This is a genomic window from Jeotgalicoccus aerolatus, from assembly GCF_014635205.1.
GTDB lineage: Bacteria > Bacillota > Bacilli > Staphylococcales > Salinicoccaceae > Jeotgalicoccus > Jeotgalicoccus aerolatus.
This window is the reverse complement of record NZ_BMCN01000001.1, coordinates 418,735-437,368: the sequence shown is the minus strand read 5'-3', so window position 1 is coordinate 437,368 and position 18,634 is coordinate 418,735. Positions and strand designations below refer to the sequence as shown.

General features: G+C 40.8%; 21 protein-coding genes. 17 read left to right on the top strand and 4 right to left on the bottom strand.

Features of this window, described 5'->3' with window-relative positions; genetic code table 11:
• The first annotated feature begins 11 nt into the window (after window positions 1-11).
• Together IEU81_RS02255 and IEU81_RS02250 are read left to right on the top strand one after the other, a co-directional pair.
• A complete protein-coding gene (locus tag IEU81_RS02255) occupies window positions 12-1,271 on the top strand; it encodes a dihydrolipoamide acetyltransferase family protein (protein WP_186090094.1) in 1,260 nt (419 codons plus the stop codon).
• A 78-nt stretch (window positions 1,272-1,349) separates the two neighbouring features.
• Window positions 1,350-1,787 (top strand): BrxA/BrxB family bacilliredoxin, encoded by a 438-nt coding sequence (locus tag IEU81_RS02250; protein ID WP_186090093.1) that lies wholly within the window; start codon window positions 1,350-1,352, stop codon window positions 1,785-1,787.
• A 53-nt stretch (window positions 1,788-1,840) separates the two neighbouring features.
• Here the strand turns inward: IEU81_RS02250 and prli42 are convergent, their stop codons facing one another.
• Window positions 1,841-1,942 carry a stressosome-associated protein Prli42 gene (gene prli42, locus IEU81_RS02245; RefSeq protein ID WP_143016391.1) on the bottom strand — a complete coding sequence of 34 codons (102 nt, stop codon included), beginning with the start codon at window positions 1,940-1,942 and terminating at the stop codon, window positions 1,841-1,843.
• Window positions 1,943-2,026: 84 nt separating this feature from the next.
• Between prli42 and IEU81_RS02240 the strand changes: the two genes are divergently transcribed.
• Window positions 2,027-3,151, top strand: coding sequence for a M20/M25/M40 family metallo-hydrolase (locus IEU81_RS02240; protein WP_092594620.1), 1,125 nt, complete (start codon window positions 2,027-2,029; stop codon window positions 3,149-3,151).
• 157 nt (window positions 3,152-3,308) lie between these two features.
• Here the strand turns inward: IEU81_RS02240 and IEU81_RS02235 are convergent, their stop codons facing one another.
• On the bottom strand, window positions 3,309-4,154 hold the full coding sequence (locus tag IEU81_RS02235; RefSeq protein ID WP_186090092.1) for a helix-turn-helix domain-containing protein: 846 nt from the start codon (window positions 4,152-4,154) through the stop codon (window positions 3,309-3,311).
• Between the two features lie 104 nt (window positions 4,155-4,258).
• Here IEU81_RS02235 and IEU81_RS02230 point away from each other — a divergent pair, with 104 nt between their 5' ends.
• Entirely contained in the window at window positions 4,259-5,185 is a 927-nt protein-coding gene (locus tag IEU81_RS02230; protein WP_186090090.1) for an MBL fold metallo-hydrolase, read from the top strand.
• On the opposite strand, the gene IEU81_RS02225 is transcribed toward IEU81_RS02230, so the two are convergent.
• Window positions 5,136-6,080 carry an alpha/beta hydrolase gene (locus tag IEU81_RS02225; protein ID WP_092594626.1) on the bottom strand — a complete coding sequence of 315 codons (945 nt, stop codon included), beginning with the start codon at window positions 6,078-6,080 and terminating at the stop codon, window positions 5,136-5,138. The two genes, IEU81_RS02230 and IEU81_RS02225, sit on opposite strands and share 50 nt — an antisense overlap.
• A gap of 110 nt (window positions 6,081-6,190) precedes the next feature.
• On the opposite strand from IEU81_RS02225, the gene IEU81_RS02220 reads away from it, so the two are divergent.
• The 4 genes from IEU81_RS02220 (at window position 6,191) to deoB (ending at window position 9,349) form a co-directional block, all read left to right on the top strand.
• Window positions 6,191-6,745: an NUDIX hydrolase gene (locus IEU81_RS02220; RefSeq protein ID WP_231957140.1), complete on the top strand. Its 555-nt coding sequence runs from the start codon at window positions 6,191-6,193 to the stop codon at window positions 6,743-6,745.
• A gap of 81 nt (window positions 6,746-6,826) precedes the next feature.
• Entirely contained in the window at window positions 6,827-7,285 is a 459-nt protein-coding gene (fur, locus tag IEU81_RS02215) for a ferric iron uptake transcriptional regulator (protein WP_092594628.1), read from the top strand.
• Window positions 7,278-8,165 carry a site-specific tyrosine recombinase XerD gene (gene xerD / locus IEU81_RS02210; RefSeq protein WP_092594630.1) on the top strand — a complete coding sequence of 296 codons (888 nt, stop codon included), beginning with the start codon at window positions 7,278-7,280 and terminating at the stop codon, window positions 8,163-8,165. The genes fur and xerD overlap by 8 nt, the downstream gene beginning before the upstream one ends.
• Before the next feature lie 2 nt (window positions 8,166-8,167).
• Window positions 8,168-9,349 carry a phosphopentomutase gene (gene deoB / locus IEU81_RS02205; protein WP_092594632.1) on the top strand — a complete coding sequence of 394 codons (1,182 nt, stop codon included), beginning with the start codon at window positions 8,168-8,170 and terminating at the stop codon, window positions 9,347-9,349.
• Between the two features lie 200 nt (window positions 9,350-9,549).
• Here the strand turns inward: deoB and IEU81_RS02200 are convergent, their stop codons facing one another.
• On the bottom strand, window positions 9,550-10,092 hold the full coding sequence (locus IEU81_RS02200; protein WP_176760545.1) for a DUF309 domain-containing protein: 543 nt from the start codon (window positions 10,090-10,092) through the stop codon (window positions 9,550-9,552).
• Between the two features lie 21 nt (window positions 10,093-10,113).
• On the opposite strand from IEU81_RS02200, the gene IEU81_RS02195 reads away from it, so the two are divergent.
• The 9 genes from IEU81_RS02195 (at window position 10,114) to IEU81_RS02155 (ending at window position 18,572) form a co-directional block, all read left to right on the top strand.
• On the top strand, window positions 10,114-10,824 hold the full coding sequence (locus IEU81_RS02195) for a segregation and condensation protein A (RefSeq protein WP_092594636.1): 711 nt from the start codon (window positions 10,114-10,116) through the stop codon (window positions 10,822-10,824).
• A gap of 3 nt (window positions 10,825-10,827) precedes the next feature.
• Window positions 10,828-11,364 carry an SMC-Scp complex subunit ScpB gene (gene scpB / locus IEU81_RS02190; RefSeq protein WP_092594638.1) on the top strand — a complete coding sequence of 179 codons (537 nt, stop codon included), beginning with the start codon at window positions 10,828-10,830 and terminating at the stop codon, window positions 11,362-11,364.
• Entirely contained in the window at window positions 11,361-12,083 is a 723-nt protein-coding gene (locus tag IEU81_RS02185) for a pseudouridine synthase (protein WP_092594640.1), read from the top strand. Before scpB ends, IEU81_RS02185 begins: the two co-directional genes overlap by 4 nt.
• Window positions 12,084-12,193: 110 nt before the next feature.
• Window positions 12,194-12,724, top strand: a complete 531-nt coding sequence (locus IEU81_RS02180; RefSeq protein WP_092594642.1) for a redoxin domain-containing protein — start codon at window positions 12,194-12,196, stop codon at window positions 12,722-12,724.
• 11 nt (window positions 12,725-12,735) lie between these two features.
• Complete coding sequence (locus IEU81_RS02175) at window positions 12,736-14,373, top strand: cytochrome c biogenesis protein ResB (RefSeq protein WP_186090089.1); 1,638 nt, start codon at window positions 12,736-12,738, stop codon at window positions 14,371-14,373.
• Between the two features lie 10 nt (window positions 14,374-14,383).
• On the top strand, window positions 14,384-15,589 hold the full coding sequence (ccsB, locus tag IEU81_RS02170) for a c-type cytochrome biogenesis protein CcsB (RefSeq protein WP_186090087.1): 1,206 nt from the start codon (window positions 14,384-14,386) through the stop codon (window positions 15,587-15,589).
• An 18-nt stretch (window positions 15,590-15,607) separates the two neighbouring features.
• The gene (locus IEU81_RS02165; RefSeq protein ID WP_092594648.1) at window positions 15,608-16,318 is read left to right on the top strand and encodes a response regulator transcription factor; all 711 of its coding nucleotides are present in this window, start codon (window positions 15,608-15,610) and stop codon (window positions 16,316-16,318) included.
• Between the two features lie 44 nt (window positions 16,319-16,362).
• The gene (locus IEU81_RS02160; protein ID WP_231957137.1) at window positions 16,363-18,012 is read left to right on the top strand and encodes a HAMP domain-containing sensor histidine kinase; all 1,650 of its coding nucleotides are present in this window, start codon (window positions 16,363-16,365) and stop codon (window positions 18,010-18,012) included.
• Between the two features lie 5 nt (window positions 18,013-18,017).
• Window positions 18,018-18,572 carry an ECF transporter S component gene (locus IEU81_RS02155; protein ID WP_092594652.1) on the top strand — a complete coding sequence of 185 codons (555 nt, stop codon included), beginning with the start codon at window positions 18,018-18,020 and terminating at the stop codon, window positions 18,570-18,572.
• Window positions 18,573-18,634: the final 62 nt, after the last annotated feature.

Genomic DNA, 18,634 nt, shown 5'->3' with positions numbered 1-18,634 from the left:
GGGTGAATACTATGACTGAAATAACGATGCCTAAGCTCGGAGAAAGTGTGACTGAAGGGACGATAGAAAACTGGCTGGTTAAAGTCGGTGACACCGTCAATGAATACGATCCGTTATGCGAAGTAAATACTGCCAAGGTGACTGCTGAAGTCCCGTCTGTATACGACGGTGTAATTACTGAAATCCTGGTTGAAGAAGGCGATACAGTAGACGTCGGCGTGCCGATTTGTAAAATTGAGGTAGCCGGTGAGGAAACACCGCCGGATGATCAGCCAGATCAAAAAGCTGAAACTGCAGCGGCTGAAACAGACGAAACGCAAACTGAAAAAACTGAAAAACCGGCTGCAGCTAAACAAGACGGCCGTAGATTATCTCCTGTCGTTATGCGTTTAATCGGGGAACATCAAATCGATATAAATAACTTAACAGGTACTGGTTTTAACGGCAGAATTACTAAAAAGGATGTCGAGAAATACTTAGAGAACGGACCGGTTAAAGAGACTGCAGCAGCTGTTAAATCAGCTGGAAAACCGGCTGAAGAAGTTCAAGCTAAAAAAGCGCCGGCTGTTCAAAGCGGTGAATCTATAAAAGTGACGGGCGTGCGTAAAGAAATTGCTAAACGCATGGTTCAGTCTAAAACCGAAATTCCGCATGCCTGGCTGATGATGGAAGTGGATGCGACAAATCTCGTTAACCTGCGTAATAAACACAAAGTAAAATTCAAAGAGCAGGAAGGCTATAACTTAACTTTCTTCAGTTTTTTCGTCAAAGCCGTATCAGAAGTGCTGAAAGATTATCCTATCTTAAACAGCTCATGGGACGGAGATACAATTACCGTGCATGATGATATTAACTTATCTATTGCAGTGGCTAATGAAGATAAACTGTTCGTACCGGTCATTAAAAATGCTGATGAACGGTCACTTACCGGCATTGCCAAATCCATCAGCACTTTAGCTGATAAAGCACGCTCAAACAAACTGACCGGCGACGATATGTCAGGCGGCACTTTTACTGTCAATAATACGGGTGCATTCGGTTCAATCCAGTCTATGGGCATTATTAATCAGCCTCAGGTTGCTATACTCCAAGTTGAATCGATCGTGAAAAAACCGGTATTTATCGGAGATATGCTGGCAGCACGCCATATGGTGAATTTGTGTCTGTCTATCGACCACCGGGTGCTCGACGGTCTCGCAGCGGGACAATTCCTGCAGGCAGTAAAAGATAAAATTGAAAATCTCGATCCGGATGCCGATTCAGTTTATTAACTTTACAAACGCTCTATTGGCCGATAAAATAAACAGTAGTGATAAGACTTTTACGAGTCGGACAAAGGAGTTTTTAATATGGACTTAGATTTTAATTTATACATGCAGGATTTAGTACAAAATGCACGCAAGGAATTAACTGATTCCGGTTATACGGAAATGCGTACACCGGAAGATGTAGAGGCGCACTTAAACAAAGAGGGTACAGCTCTAGTCATGGTTAACTCCGTATGCGGCTGTGCCGGAGGAATCGCCCGTCCTGCTGCCATCCACTCTCTAAACTTCGACAAGCGCCCTGACCAGCTTTTAACAGTATTTGCTGGCCAGGACAAAGAAGCAACTGAGCAGATGCGTGACAAAGCACCGGATTATTTACCGTCATCTCCATCATTCGCCTTTTTCAAAGACGGAAAAATCGTGGATATGATCGAACGCCACGAAATCGAAGGTCATGAAATTATGAGCGTCATGACCGGCATTCAAGCATGGTTCGAAGAATACGGTAAAGAAGCATAAAAAAACGCCCTCAACTGGCAGCTCGCTGCCAAAAGAGGGTGTTTTTCTAGTATTTAAAATGAAGTTAAGTAGCTGACGCCCATTAAGAGGCCGGAAACTACTATTAATATTACCATGAACCATATAATAAATTTTTGTACTTTTCTGTTACCCATTCGTCCATCATCCTTAAGAATTTATTGATATCATCACTATACATGAATACAAACCAATTCATCAACTACCGGAGGCATAATTTTATGAACAAAGACAGACTAACAGAACAATTTTTAGAAATCGTACAAATCGATTCTGAATCAGGTGCAGAACGCCAGGTTGCAGATTATTTAAAAAATATTTTAACTGAACTGGAATTAAGCGGTTTTGAAGACGATACTAGAGAACAGACAGGCTACGGCGCTGGGAACTTAATCTACACGCTTAAAGGTGAAGAAAACATTCCAGCTGTTGCATTCATGGTTCACATGGATACGGTAACACCAGGCGTCGGTGTTAAACCGCATATTGAGGACGGTTATGTATACTCAGACGGAACGACAATTCTCGGGTCCGACGACAAAGCAGGGGTATCTGCAGTGATCGAAGCTGTTAAAGTTCTAAAAGAAGAAAACATTCCGCACGGTGATGTAGAAGTCATCATTACGGTCGGTGAAGAAACAGGTCTCGTTGGCGCTAAAGCGTTAGATATTAAAAACATTAAAAGTAAATTCGGCTACGCAGTAGACGGAACGGGCCAGGTCGGTACTATTGTTAACCGTGCACCGTCACAAACTAAGATCAAAGCACAGATTTACGGTAAAAAAGCGCATGCCGGTATTGAACCTGAAAAAGGCATCAGTGCAATTAACTTAGCTGCTAAAGCAATAAGTAAAATGGAGCTTGGCCGCATCGATGAAGAAACGACAGCAAATATCGGGACTATTAAAGGCGGACAGGCAACAAATATCGTTGCTGACCACGCAGAAATTTTAGCCGAAGTCCGCAGTTTGTCAGATGAAAAATTGCAGGCTGAATCTGAAAAAATTAAAACTGCTTTCGAAGAAACAGCAAAAGCTCTCGGAGGAAGCGCTGACGTGCAGGTTGATTTAATGTATCCATCACTCCACGCAAAAGAAGATGAAGCTGTGATTACGACAGCAGCAGAAGCTGTAAAAAATATTGGCCGACAAGCTGATATTATTAGTCTCGGCGGCGGCAGTGACGGTAATATCTTCCACGGCCAGGGCGTACCAACAGCTATTCTCGGTGTCGGCTACGAATATATTCATACGACAAGTGAACGCATGCCGCTTGAAGAACTGTATAAAATGACTGATTTAATCGTTGAAATTGTTAAAGTGCACTACGCAAACGAAAAGAAATAATTCAGTTAAATAATAAAATAAATATCTCCAGAATAAATAATCCGTACACTAGACTCCTTAAGGGAATAGCGTACGGATTTCTTTGTCTTGTATAAATTAGATGATATTCTTTGAGCTTTAGTTTCAACCCATTTTTTATGTTCAAATAGAATAAATCTTATTCATCCAAGGCCTGCCAGACTTGAATTTTTGTGTCCGCATCATCGAGCGAATAAGTGTGTTTGATCAGTTCTAATGAGAAGTCGCAAGTTAAATTCACTTCTTCTCTGAAATGCCATCTGCGGAAAATATACTCATAGACTTGGTCGATTGCTGAATCCGGTGCTCCCGACGTATCGAATATTTGATAATACATCGATTCTGTAAATGTTTCATCAAACGGAGTCTGTTGATTGCTCGCTGTGCCGACAAATATTTCGATTTCATTATCTACTACGCGTTCCTGCACAAAGATACCTTTTACAAAACCATCATTGTATCTGAGTATTTCATCGATTAAACCTTCGCGTTCAAGTATTTTTAAAAACTTGTACTTATAGCTGGAATGATATGAATTGATATCAAAATACTGGGCGATGCCGATTAAACGAAAACTTTTAATAAAAACGCGCTGAGATTTGTATTTCGGCTGTTTCGTCGGTACAACTTCAAAAGAAATAAAGTCGAGCAGATCCATTTTTTTAATATTACGTTCAGTTTCATGAACTGAAATACCAAACGTGCGGCTATATATTTTCTTAAATTGATCCACATCACGGTAGCCGTAATATTTAATAATATCAACGAGCCGTCTATGTCCCTGAAACACTTCATAGGCAATCTCAGTCATGCAGCGCTTTTCCTGATACTGAGCGGGTGTCATACCGACGAGAGATGTAAATATCGTCAGGAATGATTTTTGTTCTACACCCATGTTCTCCAAAACCTCTGAGAAATCGATATCTTCTCTGAGGTGGTCTTCTATATACACGATAAATCTTTCTACAAAACGAATCGTTTCCATGTAATCACCTTACTTAGTTTACTCTTATTTATTATTCCACCCCCGGCTTAAAAACACAACTCATTATATGATATAATGAAGCAATTAATTAACGAGGTGTCGAAATGAAATTTACTGTTTTGGGGTCGGGAGCAGGGCTGCCGTCCAAAGATAGAAATACGCAGAGCTTTGTTATAGACTGCGTGCTTGAATACAATGAATATATTTTAATTGATGCCGGTGAAGCGCTGCAGCACCGCATACTCCATACTCATATTAAACCATCTAAAATCAAAAATATATTTATTACGCATCTGCACGGCGATCATATTTTCGGTCTGCCCGGATTTTTATCGTCCCGGGCATTTCAAGGCGGCGAGGGGATTCCGCTGACGATTTACGGTCCAGCCGGTTTAAGAGAATGGCTGGACTTAACATTCAAAATATCTGAAAGCACGCTCAATTACCCGCTTGAAATTATAGAAGTCGAAGCTGATATGACCATTCGGCTGAATGATTTCACAGTCCGTGTGCTTCCATTATCACATGGTATCGATTCCTTTGCTTATATTTTTAAAGAGAATGACAAAATCGGCGAGCTGCTGACCGATAAACTGCTGGCACTCGGCTTAAAGCCCGGTCCCGTTTACGGTAAAATCAAAGCCAGTGAAACATTCACAGTTGAGGGTAAGGAATATCAAACCGCTGATTTTATCGGTGAAACGATTTACGGCAGAAAAATAGCAGTGCACGGCGATACGAGATTAAATAGTAAAGAAGACTATTTAAATCAGCTGTTTAATGCAGATTTGATCGTGCACGAAGCGACATTTTTAAAAGATGAAAAAGAAAAAGCACATGATTATTTCCATTCGGAAATTAACCAGGTGCTCAATATGTTTTCAGAACTGAATTACAAACAGCTGCTATTCGTACATATCAGCAGCAGATATACAGATGAAGATATCAGGGAAGTCAGTGCTGCTTTAAATGACAAAGCCGCTATTGCTTTTGATTATTTTGAACTTCCCATCCCGCGTAACGTTCAATAAATTCAGCGACCGTTTGACGGTACTGCTTGGGATTTCGGTTGTAACTTTCAACGTGATTGCCCCGGGCAGGATACCATTGTTCTTTCGGTCCTCTTTTTTTCTTATATAATTCAACCGTTGATTCATAAGGAATGAAAGAATCGCGTTTAGAGTGAATAAATAAGACCGGCTGTTCGATTTTGTCGACAACTTTAACCGGTGACACGTGATATAGACTGAACTTGCTGCGGACTTTTAAAAAGACATAAGTAAAGAACAGTACAACCGGTGATGCGACGCGTGAATACGAGCTGTATATATGCGCCAGCTGATCGCTGAACTTAGCAAATGAAGCATCGGAAATATAGAATTTCGCCTTATTTGATAATTCACCGGCGTACAGCAGAGTTGTTGCTGCGCCCATCGATTCGCCGTGGACACCAAATTCTATATCATCTCCATAATTGTCCAGCAGGTAGTCAATGACAGCTTCTAAATCAAATTTCTCATAGAAACCGTATGTTGAATCGACACCACCTGAATCGCCGTGGCGTCTGGCATCATATACAACACAGTTAAAACCGAGTCCGGTAAATAAATTAACGTACTTCGTCGAACTGAGTTTATTTTCCGATACGCCGTGGCAAATAACAATCCATTTATTTGTGTCGTTCGGGTAGATAAATGTTGCACTGATATTGTAGCTGAATTTAGATCGGACATTCACAATGTCTTTAGGAAGTTTATCGTATTCTTCCAAGTTCATGCGCTTGGCACGTGTTTCCCGGCGTTTCACTATTTCAACGTCCCGGAGTTTAAAAAACATAATCTGGGATGATGCAAAATAGCCGAGAGATATAAACAGCACGGCTGCTGAGACGAACAAAGCGCCCAGCCATTTAATGAAATTATTCATTATGGTCCTCCTTTATTATTAACATATATTATTATATCATCCCGTTATAATTATCAAATTGTTATTTTTATAAAATTATATGATATATTTAATGTAAATTTGAAAAAGCGGTGATTAATATTTCTAACGAACATTTAACTGAAACTAAACGCTCAGAGGAAGATATTTACCAGGGTAAAATAATCGATGTCAAAAGACTGACTGTCGACTTACCTGATGGTAAAGAGGCTTACAGAGAAGTAGTTTACCACAAAGGGGCAGTTGCAGTTATTGCGACGGACAGCCAATATATGTACTTTGTTAAACAATACCGCATTTCAACTAAAGAAGTACTGCTGGAAATTCCCGCGGGAAAAATTGAAATTGATGAACATCCCGATCAAACAGTCATTAAAGAATTAAAAGAAGAAATCGGCGGCGTTGCCAAAGACATAAAAAAACTGTATGAGTTTTATGTTTCTCCCGGATTCTCAAATGAACTGATTCATTTATATGAAGCAAGAGATATTACTTTCGGTGATTTAAAACTGGAAGACGATGAGTTTTTAGACGTCGTCACAGTGCCGTTGAGCGAGCTGAAAGAGAAAATGGACAATGGTGAATTTAGAGACGGCAAGACACTTGTCGCTGTTCATCACGTACTTCAAAGAGAAAGTTATTTATAATCATTATCAATAAGATTGAAAATCATTCTCTTTTATGTATAATTGTTATCAATAAGAATTTAAAAGTTAGAAGGTGCAGTTGTGGAAACTAGAATTGAGCGTATTAAAGAAGCATTGCACGATGCTCGTTATAAATTAACTCCACAGCGTGAAGTCACTGTGAGAGTATTGCTCGAAAACGAAAGCTCTCATCTGAGTGCCGAAGACGTTTTTATGAAAGTTAAAGATAAATATCCGGAAATCGGACTGGCAACAGTTTACCGGACACTGGAGCTCTTAAATGAACTGAATGTACTTGATAAAGTGAATTTCGGCGACGGTGTGTCTAGATATGATTTAAGAAAAGAAGGTGCCCAGCATTTTCACCATCATCTAATTTGCATTAACTGCGGATCAGTGGAAGAAGTCGAGGAAGATTTACTGACAGATGTTGAGAAAATTGTCAGCCGCGATTTTAACTTTGATATTATCGATCACAGATTAACCTTCCACGGCATTTGCAGCGAGTGCAAAGGGAAAGAAGGAAATACGGATGCTTAATCGTCATATCGATGAGTACTTAACGTATTTAAAAATTGAACGCGGTTTAAGTGATGCTTCCATTTCATCATATAAGCAGGATTTAAAACAATACAGCCAATATTTAAAAGATGAGAATGTTACGGGAGTCGAAGACATAACGACTGAAATCCTCGTAGCATTTTTACAGTTTTTATCGGAAAACAATAAAAGCTCTAAAACCATCAGACGGGTGCAGTCAACACTCAGAAACTTCCATCAGTTTTTGCAGTTTGAGCGTATTATAGACACAAATCCAGCACTCAGGCTGTCGACACCAAAAGAAGAAAGAGAATTGCCGGTCGTATTATCAATCGAAGAAATGGAGACCCTGCTGCAGGCACCGGACAAGACGCCTCAGGGTATTCGGGATAATGCCATTATGGAGCTGTTATATGCCAGCGGACTCAGAGTCAGTGAGCTGATTAATTTAAAGCTCAGCGACTTGAATCTGGATATGGGTTTTATTCATGTATACGGTAAAGGGGACAAGGAAAGAATCGTCCCGACGACTGAATATGTTGCAGAAAAATTAAACGATTATATAAAAAATCAGCGTTTGATGTTATTAAAGCACGAAAATACTGATATACTGTTTCTTACGAACAGAGGTAAAGGTTTCACCCGGCAGGGGTTGTGGAAAACGATTAAAAAATATGTTCTGATCAGCGGGATCAGTAAAAATATTACGCCGCATACGTTCAGACATTCATTTGCAACGCATTTAATTGAAAACGGGGCAGATCTCCGTGCAGTCCAGGAAATGCTCGGCCATTCCGATATTTCAACAACCCAGGTGTATACTCAAATCTCTGCGACAAAAATTAGAGAAATGTATAAGCAGTTCCATCCAAGAAAGTAGGTATAAAAATTATGTACAAAAAGATTCACTTAATCGTTCTCGATTCTGTAGGTATCGGTGAAGCGCCGGATGCAGCAGACTTTGGAGACAAAGGCACACACACTTTAAAACATACGCTGGAATCTCATCCAAATACGCTGCCGAATTTAGCTAAACTCGGACTCGGCAATATCGATGACTTGCCGGGCGTTGATCAGCAGGAAAAAACTGAAGGATTCTATACGAAAATGCAGGAAGTATCAAAAGGTAAAGATACTATGACTGGCCACTGGGAAATTGCTGGTTTAAATATCGATACAGCATTCAAAGTATATCCGGACGGCTTTCAGGAAGAACTTTTAAACAAAATCACTGAAGCAACCGGACGCGGCATCGTCGGCAACAAACCAGCCAGCGGTACTGATATTATCGAAGAATTTGGTGAGCACCAGATTGAAACCGGTGATTTAATTATTTATACATCAAACGACCCTGTGCTTCAAATAGCAGCAAATGAAGCAGTCGTTCCACTTGAAGAACTATACGACATCTGCGAAAAAGTGCGCGAAATGACAAAAGACCCTGAATTCTTAGTCGGCCGTGTAATCGCCCGTCCATTTGTCGGTTCTAAAAAAGGTGAGTTCAAGCGTACAGAAAACCGTCACGACTATGCGCTGCAGCCATTTGGTAAAACTGTGCTGAACGCTTTAGAAGAAAACGATAAAGACGTTATCGCGATTGGTAAAATTAACGATATCTTCACAGGCAGCGGCATTACCGATGCAGTCCGTACGAAAAATAATGACGACGGCGTCGATAAACTGCTCAAAGTAATGGACCGCGACTTTAACGGCTTATCATTCTTAAACTTAGTAGACTTCGATGCAGAATACGGCCACCGCCGTGACCCTGTCGGCTACAGTAATGCCCTAAAAGCATTCGACGACAGACTGCCTGAACTGACTGAAAAACTCGGTGAAGATGAGCTGTTAATCATTACAGCCGACCACGGTAACGATCCGACTTATACGGGAACTGATCATACGAGAGAATACGTCCCATTATTAATCACATCAGGCAAAGACTTAGACTTTAAAGAAATCAGCCAGTGCCAGACATTCAGCAACGTTGCTGCAACAATCGCTGAAAACTTCGGCGTCGACTATGAAACACACGGCACGAGCTTCTTAAAGGAACTGAAATAAATGAAAAAAGCAAGATACGTCATCTTCTTCGGCATACTCCTTTTGAGTATCGTATGGGGATTTATATATTGGATGGTATTTGTATAATAATTAAGAACGGTCCAAGCACTAGTGCCTGGACCGTTCTTGTTTTATGGCGTTTATTCCGTCATTGTCGTTTTCACAATGACGGGACACGCACCCAAATCCCATGCCGCCGCTTATTTTCGCTTCATCAATTTGCGGTTCAACGCTTCGAGCCTCGCTTCGATGACTTCTTCACGGTCACGGAGCTTGTGTTTATCGACGATGGTTTCATCTTTTTCAAAGCGTTCCAGCAATGACAAAGTAAATGCGGTATACGATTCAAATTCTGCACCGTGCAATTGATACAGCCCTTCATAGACCCAGTCTTCGACAGGGTACTGCAGCGGAACGAATGGGATGTCGGCCAAATGGATATATCTTTCCCGGAGCATATCGACCAGCTCATCTTTAAAGCCAAATTCACCAACATCATACCTATGCTGTTCGTATAATTTCAGCGCACGTTTATAAGATGTTGCAGCACCGATAACATTGTCCCGGCGGTAATGATATTCACCGGTAACAATGAGCACCATGAACACTTCCGGATCTCCCTTTGTGAATTCCCCCTTATCTTTCCAAGCTTCTTCCATGATTTCATGGCATTCGAAGTAATCTTGCTTTATAATTAATTCGTTAAAGAATTGTAAAAGTATTTCTTTATCGATACGTATCACTCCTAAAATTGAGGTTTTATAATGACTGCCTATAAAGTAAAATTAGATGTTTTTGAAGGACCGCTCGATTTACTCCTTCATTTGATTAAAGAACTGGAAATCGATATATACGATATTCCAATGAAGATGCTGACTGAACAGTACATGGAATACATTAATCAGATGAAAGAACTCGAGCTGAACGTTGCGAGCGATTACCTCGTCATGGCGAGCGAGCTGGTTAAAATTAAAAGCCATATGCTGCTGCCGGAACCGCCGATGGCGGATGAGGATTACGAAGACCCCCGCGAACAATTAATGTCCCAGCTAATAGAATATCAAAATTATAAATTATATGCTGAAGAATTGAATAAGTTAAAAGAAGAAAACCAGCATCTCTTCGTGAAGGCACCGCATCTGTTTGAAGACGAGGATGACGACAGCACGACGCTCGAATTGTCGCTGAACGACTTGCTGGAAGCTTACAGCAAAGTCAAATCCCGCGTTTCTTTAACCGAAGATGCTTACGTCGTCGTTCGTAAAGAAGAGTACACTAAAGATATGGCGGCTTCTTTTATCGCGTCAAAATTCGAACATAAAAAATCGATGAGAATGACTGAACTGCTCAGTTTTAACGAACCGAGAAACAAAGTCGTTCAAGTATTTATTACTATTCTAGATTACATCAGTCAAAATCTCTATCAGATTACACTGCTTACAGAAGATGATTTTGAGCTTGAAAGGTTGGCATAAGTTTTGGAAAAAATTAATATTATCGAAGGGTTATTATACATCGCCGGTGACTTAGGTTTAAGTGAAGAAACGCTGATGATGCATGTGCCGATAACAAAAATGCAGCTTGAAAATGAAGTGAAGCAGTACGACAAGGAACATTTTACGATCGTCAATCACGGAGATATGTACTTTTTAAAGACGACTGAAGAAATGGAAAAGTATATTAAGCGCGTCCTCGATGACCGGCCGGCTAAGAAATTATCGCAGGCTGCCTTAGAAGTGCTGGCTATCATTGCTTATAATCAGCCGATTTCAAGGTCCGGTATCGAAAGCGTGCGCGGCATTCAGTCAGACGGTCCAATTTCTACGCTGATCAATAAAGGGTTAGTAAAAAAGAAAAACATTACAGATGAGCGCGCTCAGTATTTTGAGACGACCCAGAGCTTTTTAGAAATATTCGGTCTTAAGTCTTTAGACGACTTGCCGGCAGATGATATGATAGCAGAACAGGAAGAAATAGATCTGTTCTTCAATAGCTTAAAGGAGCAAAATCAATGAAAACAACTCGTATTAATAAAAAAATTGCAGACGCAGGTATTACTTCACGACGTAAGGCAGATAAGCTGATCGAAGAAGGACGCGTTGTTGTTAACGGCAAAAAAGTAACAGAACCCGGCCTGCAGGTCACTGACAAAGATCAGGTGACAGTAGACGGTGTGCTGCTGACTAAAGAAGAGCCCGTACACATTTTATACTACAAACCGGCTGGGGAAATTTCAGCAGCTGAAGATGATAAAAAAAGAGATACTGTCATCGATGCTTTCCACGATATCGATGCCAGACTCTATCCGGTCGGCAGACTCGACTACGATACATCAGGACTGCTGCTCGTAACGAATGACGGTGAGTTTACCCAGCATATGACACACCCGAAATTTGAAATGAAGAAAACTTACAGAGTTAAAACAGATGGCATTCTTCTCCGCCATCAGCAGGATGAAATGAGAAGAGGGATTAAACTCGACGACGGCTTAACTGCACCGTGTGATTTAAAAGTCATCCGCGACAAGGGCGGCAAAGACATGATTTTAGAAATTACCATTCATGAAGGACGCAACCGCCAGGTGAGAAGAATGTTTGAACACTTCGGTTTAAACGTCACAAAACTGACCCGGATCCGTTTCGATTTCCTAACACTGGACGGCTTAAAAGAAGGGGAATACCGTTTCTTAAAACCGCACGAAGTGAAGAAATTGATTGCCAACAGTAATAAGTAAGCGTTTAAATGTCATAATACTGTCAAACCGCAACAAAATGTGTAGTGTTATAATAATTGCTACGTACGCATTTTATTGCGGTTTATATCAATTTGGAAAGGGGCCTGACGTTGAAAAAAGGAACTAGAAAAATTATTCGTACAGGTACAATCATAACGATTGCAGCACTCTTAGGCATTACGCTTTACTTAAATTTGAGGGACGGCACTCAAACGGTAAACGTCGGAGACGAAGCAGTCGATTTTAAACTTGAAACATTGAGCGGTGAAGAAATTCAACTGTCTCAAATTACCGATGAAAAAGGGGTTATTTTAAACTTCTGGGGGACATGGTGCAAACCGTGCCGCGAAGAAATGCCTGACATGAATCAGGTCTACAATGAAGGACATGAAGATTACGAAATTATCGCCGTCAACGTGTCGGAAAATAACCAGCAGATTGAACAGTTTTTATCAGGACTATCTGAGAACCTCGATTATCCGATTGCACTCGATAAAAACCGCAGTGTAACGAAAGCATATAATATCGGTCCGCTGCCGACGACTATAGCAATCAATAAAGAAGGCACAGTCGTTAAAAAACAGGAATATCAGCTAACGAAAGAGGATATCTACACATTTATAGACGAATCTCTGGAATAGGATGACCTACTATGGAATTAAAAGAAATTAAATGTAATCACTGCGGTCATATTAATCCTCCGGGCACTCAGCTGTGCCAGTCTTGCGGGAAAATGATTAATGAAGATTACGACAAGAAAAAAATAAAAGATTTAATGCGCTACGACGGCAGTGCAGTACGTTCAAAAGTCCGCTCACAAAGTATCTTTGATAAGATATGGAATTTTTTCACATCCATTAAAATCGGTGTCACTATTATTGCATTAATCGCTATCGCAGCTGCGATTGGTACTATTTTACCGCAGGAATACTTTATTCCGGTCGGTGTCGATCCGCTGCAGCACTATACTGAGCAGTACGGTACGTTCGGTACGCTGTATTACAAACTCGGTTTTACCCAGCTGTACTCATCATGGTGGTTTGTTCTTTTAATGGGGATGCTTGCCCTGTCCTTAATCGCTGCCAGCGTTGACAGAGGGGTGCCGCTGTATAAATCGCTTAAAAATCAGCGTGCTAAAAAGCACGACTCTTTCTTTAAGCGCCAGCGCGTCTTTAACGAATACGATACATCTGTTAATCCGGATGACATCGCAAAATCTTTTACAGCTAAAAAATATAAGCTGAAACAGGACGGCAACAACTACTTGTTTGAAAAGGGACGTCTGTCCAGATGGGGCCCGTACATTAACCATACCGGCTTAATTATTTTACTGGCAGGCAGTATGCTGAGATTTTTCCCAGGCGTTTACGTCGATGAACTGATTTACGCTCAAGAAGGCGAAACAGTCAGCATTCCGACGACAGAAGGTAAATACTACGTTAAGAATGAAGGCTTTACACTCGATACATACGATGAAGATTCCGGCACAGTCTTCGATCAGTCACTGCAAAACAACCAGGCAATGACGATCAGCAACTTCCAGACGGACATTACTATGTATGAAAACAAATCGGCTGATATCGTCGGCTCATCACCTGACTTAGAGGAAGTGGATGACTACAGTATTAGAGTTAACCATCCTTACCGTTTTGATGATTATGAATTGTATCAGTCGAGTTACGACAACTCTCAAATGAAATCGATGACTTTCAGACTGGAAGACAGTGAAGGCAACGTTATCGGTGATAACTTCGAAGTCAGTCTCGACGATCCGAAAGACAGCTACAATATTACTGACGATGTCACTATCAACATGAAAGCTTATTCACCAGACTTTTTAGAAATTGATGAAAACGGTACGCTCGTATCTGAAACACCGGTTCCGACGAATCCGGCCTTTGTCTTTGAAGTCAGCACCGGCGACAAAAACGAACTCAGTCTGCTGCAGATTATGAACTCGACAGACATTACACAAGACAACGAATACAGCATTAAGTTCGTAGAAGCAGAAGAACACATGGCAAGTGTACTGACCTTGAAAAAAGACTTATCAATGCCGATTATTGCTACAGGGTTTGTAATTTTCCTTATCGGGTTATTTATCGGTTCATACATTAATCACAGAAGAATTTGGATTAATGCTGACGGTGATACGATGAAGATAGCTGCTCACACTAACAAAAACTACTTTGGACTGAAAAAAGAGATGAATGCAGTACTCAAAACTCATCATTTAGCCCAGGTTTATGATAAACAGGAAAAAGAGGAAAATGATAAGCTGAAAGGATAGTGTTTAGATTATGGAGTCAACATTTTTATCACTGAGTAACATACTAATATTTATCGCATTTATTCTGCTGCTGGTTGCGCTTATACCGCTCGGCATCAGTATTAAGTCAAAATCACAATCAAAAAAATATGAAAAAATATCAATCTGGACGATCATTATTGCCTTCGCACTCGAGCTTTTGTACTTTATCTTCCGCTGGCTCGCAACAGGGCATGCACCAGTATCGAACATGTATGAATTTATCGCCATGTTCTCAATTATGCTGATTGGCGGTTTCTTAATTACTTACCACTATTTCAGAGCAAAAGTGTTCGGACTGTTTGCCATTCCGATTTCCCTGCTGCTCTTAGGATACGGCAGCCTGTTCTCAACAGATGTTCAGCCGCTGATTCCCGCGCTGCAGAGTAACTGGCTGGCGATTCACGTTATTACTGTAACCTTGTCTTATGGTATACTGTCGATGAGTGCAGTCGCAGGATTGATCTATCTTGTCAAAGCAATTCCTGCAGATGAAAAATCATGGCGTGCACGCATTTTAGAAGGCATAATGATCGGTATTTTATCAGTCATTATGTACATGGTGACAACAGTTGTTATGCAATATGTTGTCGGTTATAACGATGAATTCTACTATACGGACAAGCAGGGCGAACAGGTCATTGCAGAATATCACTTGCCGAGCATAGTGAACTACAATGACGCCATTCCGGTTGAACATGTCGGTGATAATGAATACGAACCGACAGAACATTTCCACTTAGGTATCGACCTGCCGCCGGTAATTAAAGCACACTCGTTAAACACAGTGGTCTGGTCAATTATTATCGGTTTAATTACTTACGGCATCGTGCGGCTGATTATTAGAAAACGATTATTCGCACTCGTTAAGCCGCTGACTAAGAAAACCGATCTTGCCCTGATGGATGAAATCGGCTACCGTTCAGTTATTATCGGTTTCCCGCTCTTTGCACTCGGCGGCATATTCTTTGCTGCCATTTGGGCACAGATGGCCTGGAGCAGATTCTGGGGCTGGGATCCGAAAGAAACGTGGGCGTTCATTACATTTATGTTCTACACGATCTTCCTTCACCTGCGCTTAAACCGCGGTTATGAAGGCGAGAAATCTGCCTGGTTAGCCGTTGGCGGTTTCATACTGATTCTGTTTAACCTGATTGCAATTAACTTAATTGTATCCGGCCTGCATTCCTACGCTTAATATGAAAAGAGGGTAATTATGACAGAGAAAATACTAGTCGTCGATGATGAAGAACGTATTCGTAAATTGCTTAATTTGTACCTGACGAGAGAAGGGTATGAAATTACGGAAGCCGGTGACGGCAAAGCCGCACTTGAGCTGGCAATGAATGAAGATTTCCATTGTATTCTGCTCGACTTAATGATGCCTGAAATGGACGGGATTGAAGTCGCAAAAGAACTGCGCAAAGAAAAATCAACACCCGTTATTATGCTGACAGCTAAAGGCGAGGAGGGCGACCGCGTTGAGGGACTTGAAGTCGGTGCTGACGATTATATCGTTAAGCCGTTTTCACCCCGCGAGGTAGTGCTCCGTGTTAAAGCGATTTTAAGACGTTCTTCTGAAACGGCCTTTATCGAAAAGGATTCTTCAGCAAAAGATATGATAGTCTACGAACACCTGGTCATCGATAATGACGCACACCGCGTGATGGCAGATGAAAAGAGAGTGAATTTAACACCGAAAGAATATGAACTGCTTTTATTCTTAGCGAAAAGTCCGGACAAAGTATTCAACCGCGAAGAGCTGCTGAAAGAAGTCTGGAATTACGATTTCTACGGTGACTTAAGAACGGTTGATACGCACGTTAAACGGCTCAGAGAAAAACTGAATAAGGTATCACCGGAAGCGAGCCAGATGATTCATACTGTCTGGGGTATCGGCTATAAATTCGAGGTTAACGATAAATGAGTTTTTTCTCCAGTGTAGTAACGAAACTGTGGTTTACTATCTTAATGATAGTGACTACAGTTTTAATTATATTTTCACTCATTCTGAGCTTTTACTTTAGAAACTACGCCTTAAGCACGACCGAAGATCAGCTTGAAACTGAACTGACCCGGATTGAAAACGTTGTGCTCAGCAATCATACGCTTGATTTAAACGATGCGTATTTGGCAGCTGAAGAAAATCTAATCATTTACAGCGATGGCACCTTTATCGCTGGTGATAATGAAATTGCAGAAGAAATTTATAACGAAATGATATCTGAAAACTTAGCGAGCAGCACTTTTATCGTTAACGATATTAATGAACGTGAGTTCATGGTTAAAGTATCGGATTTAAGCGAATACTTTGAGTCAGATACCGCGATTATTAAATACGACAATCTGGACCGGGTTAACCAGTCGTACATGACCGTTTTAATTATTTTAATTATCAGTGCGGCAGTCTTGTTCCTGATTACGACATTCTTTGCATTTTTCTTAATTTCAAGAATTACCAAACCTTTAATCGCATTAAAAAATGCGTCGTTCAAAACAGCAGGCGGTAAATATAATCAGCTTAAAGTGACGTCGAGAGACGAAATCGGCGAGCTGACTTTAGCCTTTAACAAAATGAACGATAATATAAAAAATACAATCAGTGAGCTGACACACGAGAAAAACTTAAGAGAAACGGTGTTTTCATCACTGTCAAACGGTATCATATATTTTAATACATCCGCAGAACTCGTTTATTCAAACGATAAAGGCCGCTGGTACTTCGAGCAGTTCCAGCAAAATGAAGAAGCCTTCGGGCAATTTAAAGACATGCTTAAAGACATATCAAAAACAGATGAACCGCATTTGGAGAGTCTGGATATGAACGATCAGCATCTGCAGGTCGCCATGTCTCCTGTCAAATCATCAGAGGAAGAAAATGGCGTAACAGTACTGATTCGCGACATTACAGATGAATATAATACAGAAAAAATGCGCACTGATTTTATTTCGAGTGTATCTCACGAACTGAAAACACCAATGGTCATGCTGAGCGGCTATTCAGAAGCGCTGCTCGACGATATCGTTACAGAACCTGATGAAGTTAAAGAGATGGTCTCAATCATTAAAGACGAATCCGACCGCATGAATAAACTGGTCAACGAACTGTTAATCATCGCCCGTATGGACTCAGACGAAGTACTCTACGATATTACGCCGCAGGACTTTAACATCTTGCTGGAGGAACTTCAACAGCGCTTCAGCTTTGAAATGAGAGATAACGAATTGACGCTCGAAATTAACATTCCTGCTGATACTGTCGTCTTTCCTTTCGATTACGATAAACTGAATCAGGTCTTTACGAATTTAATTGATAATGCAATACGCTATACAAAAGCCGGCGGAGTCATTACAATTAATGTTTCTCGTGAAGATGACGGTTATATCACAGTAGAAGTGAAAGATACAGGAACGGGTATTAAGAGAGAGAATTTAAAACATATCTTCGAACGGTTTTATAAAGCGGACGAGGCAAGAACCAGAGGCAAACACGGCACTGGTCTCGGCCTGTATATCGTCAGCAATATTATCACTAACCACGACGGCACAATTACAGCAGACAGCCTTGTCGGCGAGGGAACAACATTTACAATTAAACTCCCGGAAAATAGAAAGGAATGAGCTAAATGGACAGACAGCGACTCAGAAAAATAATTTACATCAGTATCCTAAGTGCTTTGTCATTTATTTTGATGCTGATACAATTCCCGCTGCCGTTTCTGCCGCCATTTTTAATGCTGGATTTATCTGATATACCGGCCTTTATCGGTTTTGTATTATTCGGCGGCATCGGCGGTTCACTGATCATCATTATGAAAATTGTGCTGTTCAGTATTTTAATGGCATCGGAGCCGATCGGCCCGATTGCCAATCTGCTTGCAGCATTTTCTTTCCTGCTGCCGGTATACTTTTTCTATTACAAACGCCAGACTGCTAAAAGTCTGATTGCCGGTTTCGTCGCAGGTACGATAGTGCTGACGCTGGCACTGGCAATTTTAAACTATTTCGTACTGTTGCCAGCTTACGGTTTAATCGTGGATCAGACAGATATAATTAATAACCTGAGAACAGTCATTACGGCCGGTATTATTCCATTTAATATTGTTAAAGGAATTATTTTAAGTATTATCTGCTATATTATTTACAAAAAAGCAGTGCCGCTCCTTAAAAAACGGTATTAAAATAGCGCGTTCTTAAAATTAATACAGACTTCACCCTTAAATTTGTTCTTAGCGTTCAACTT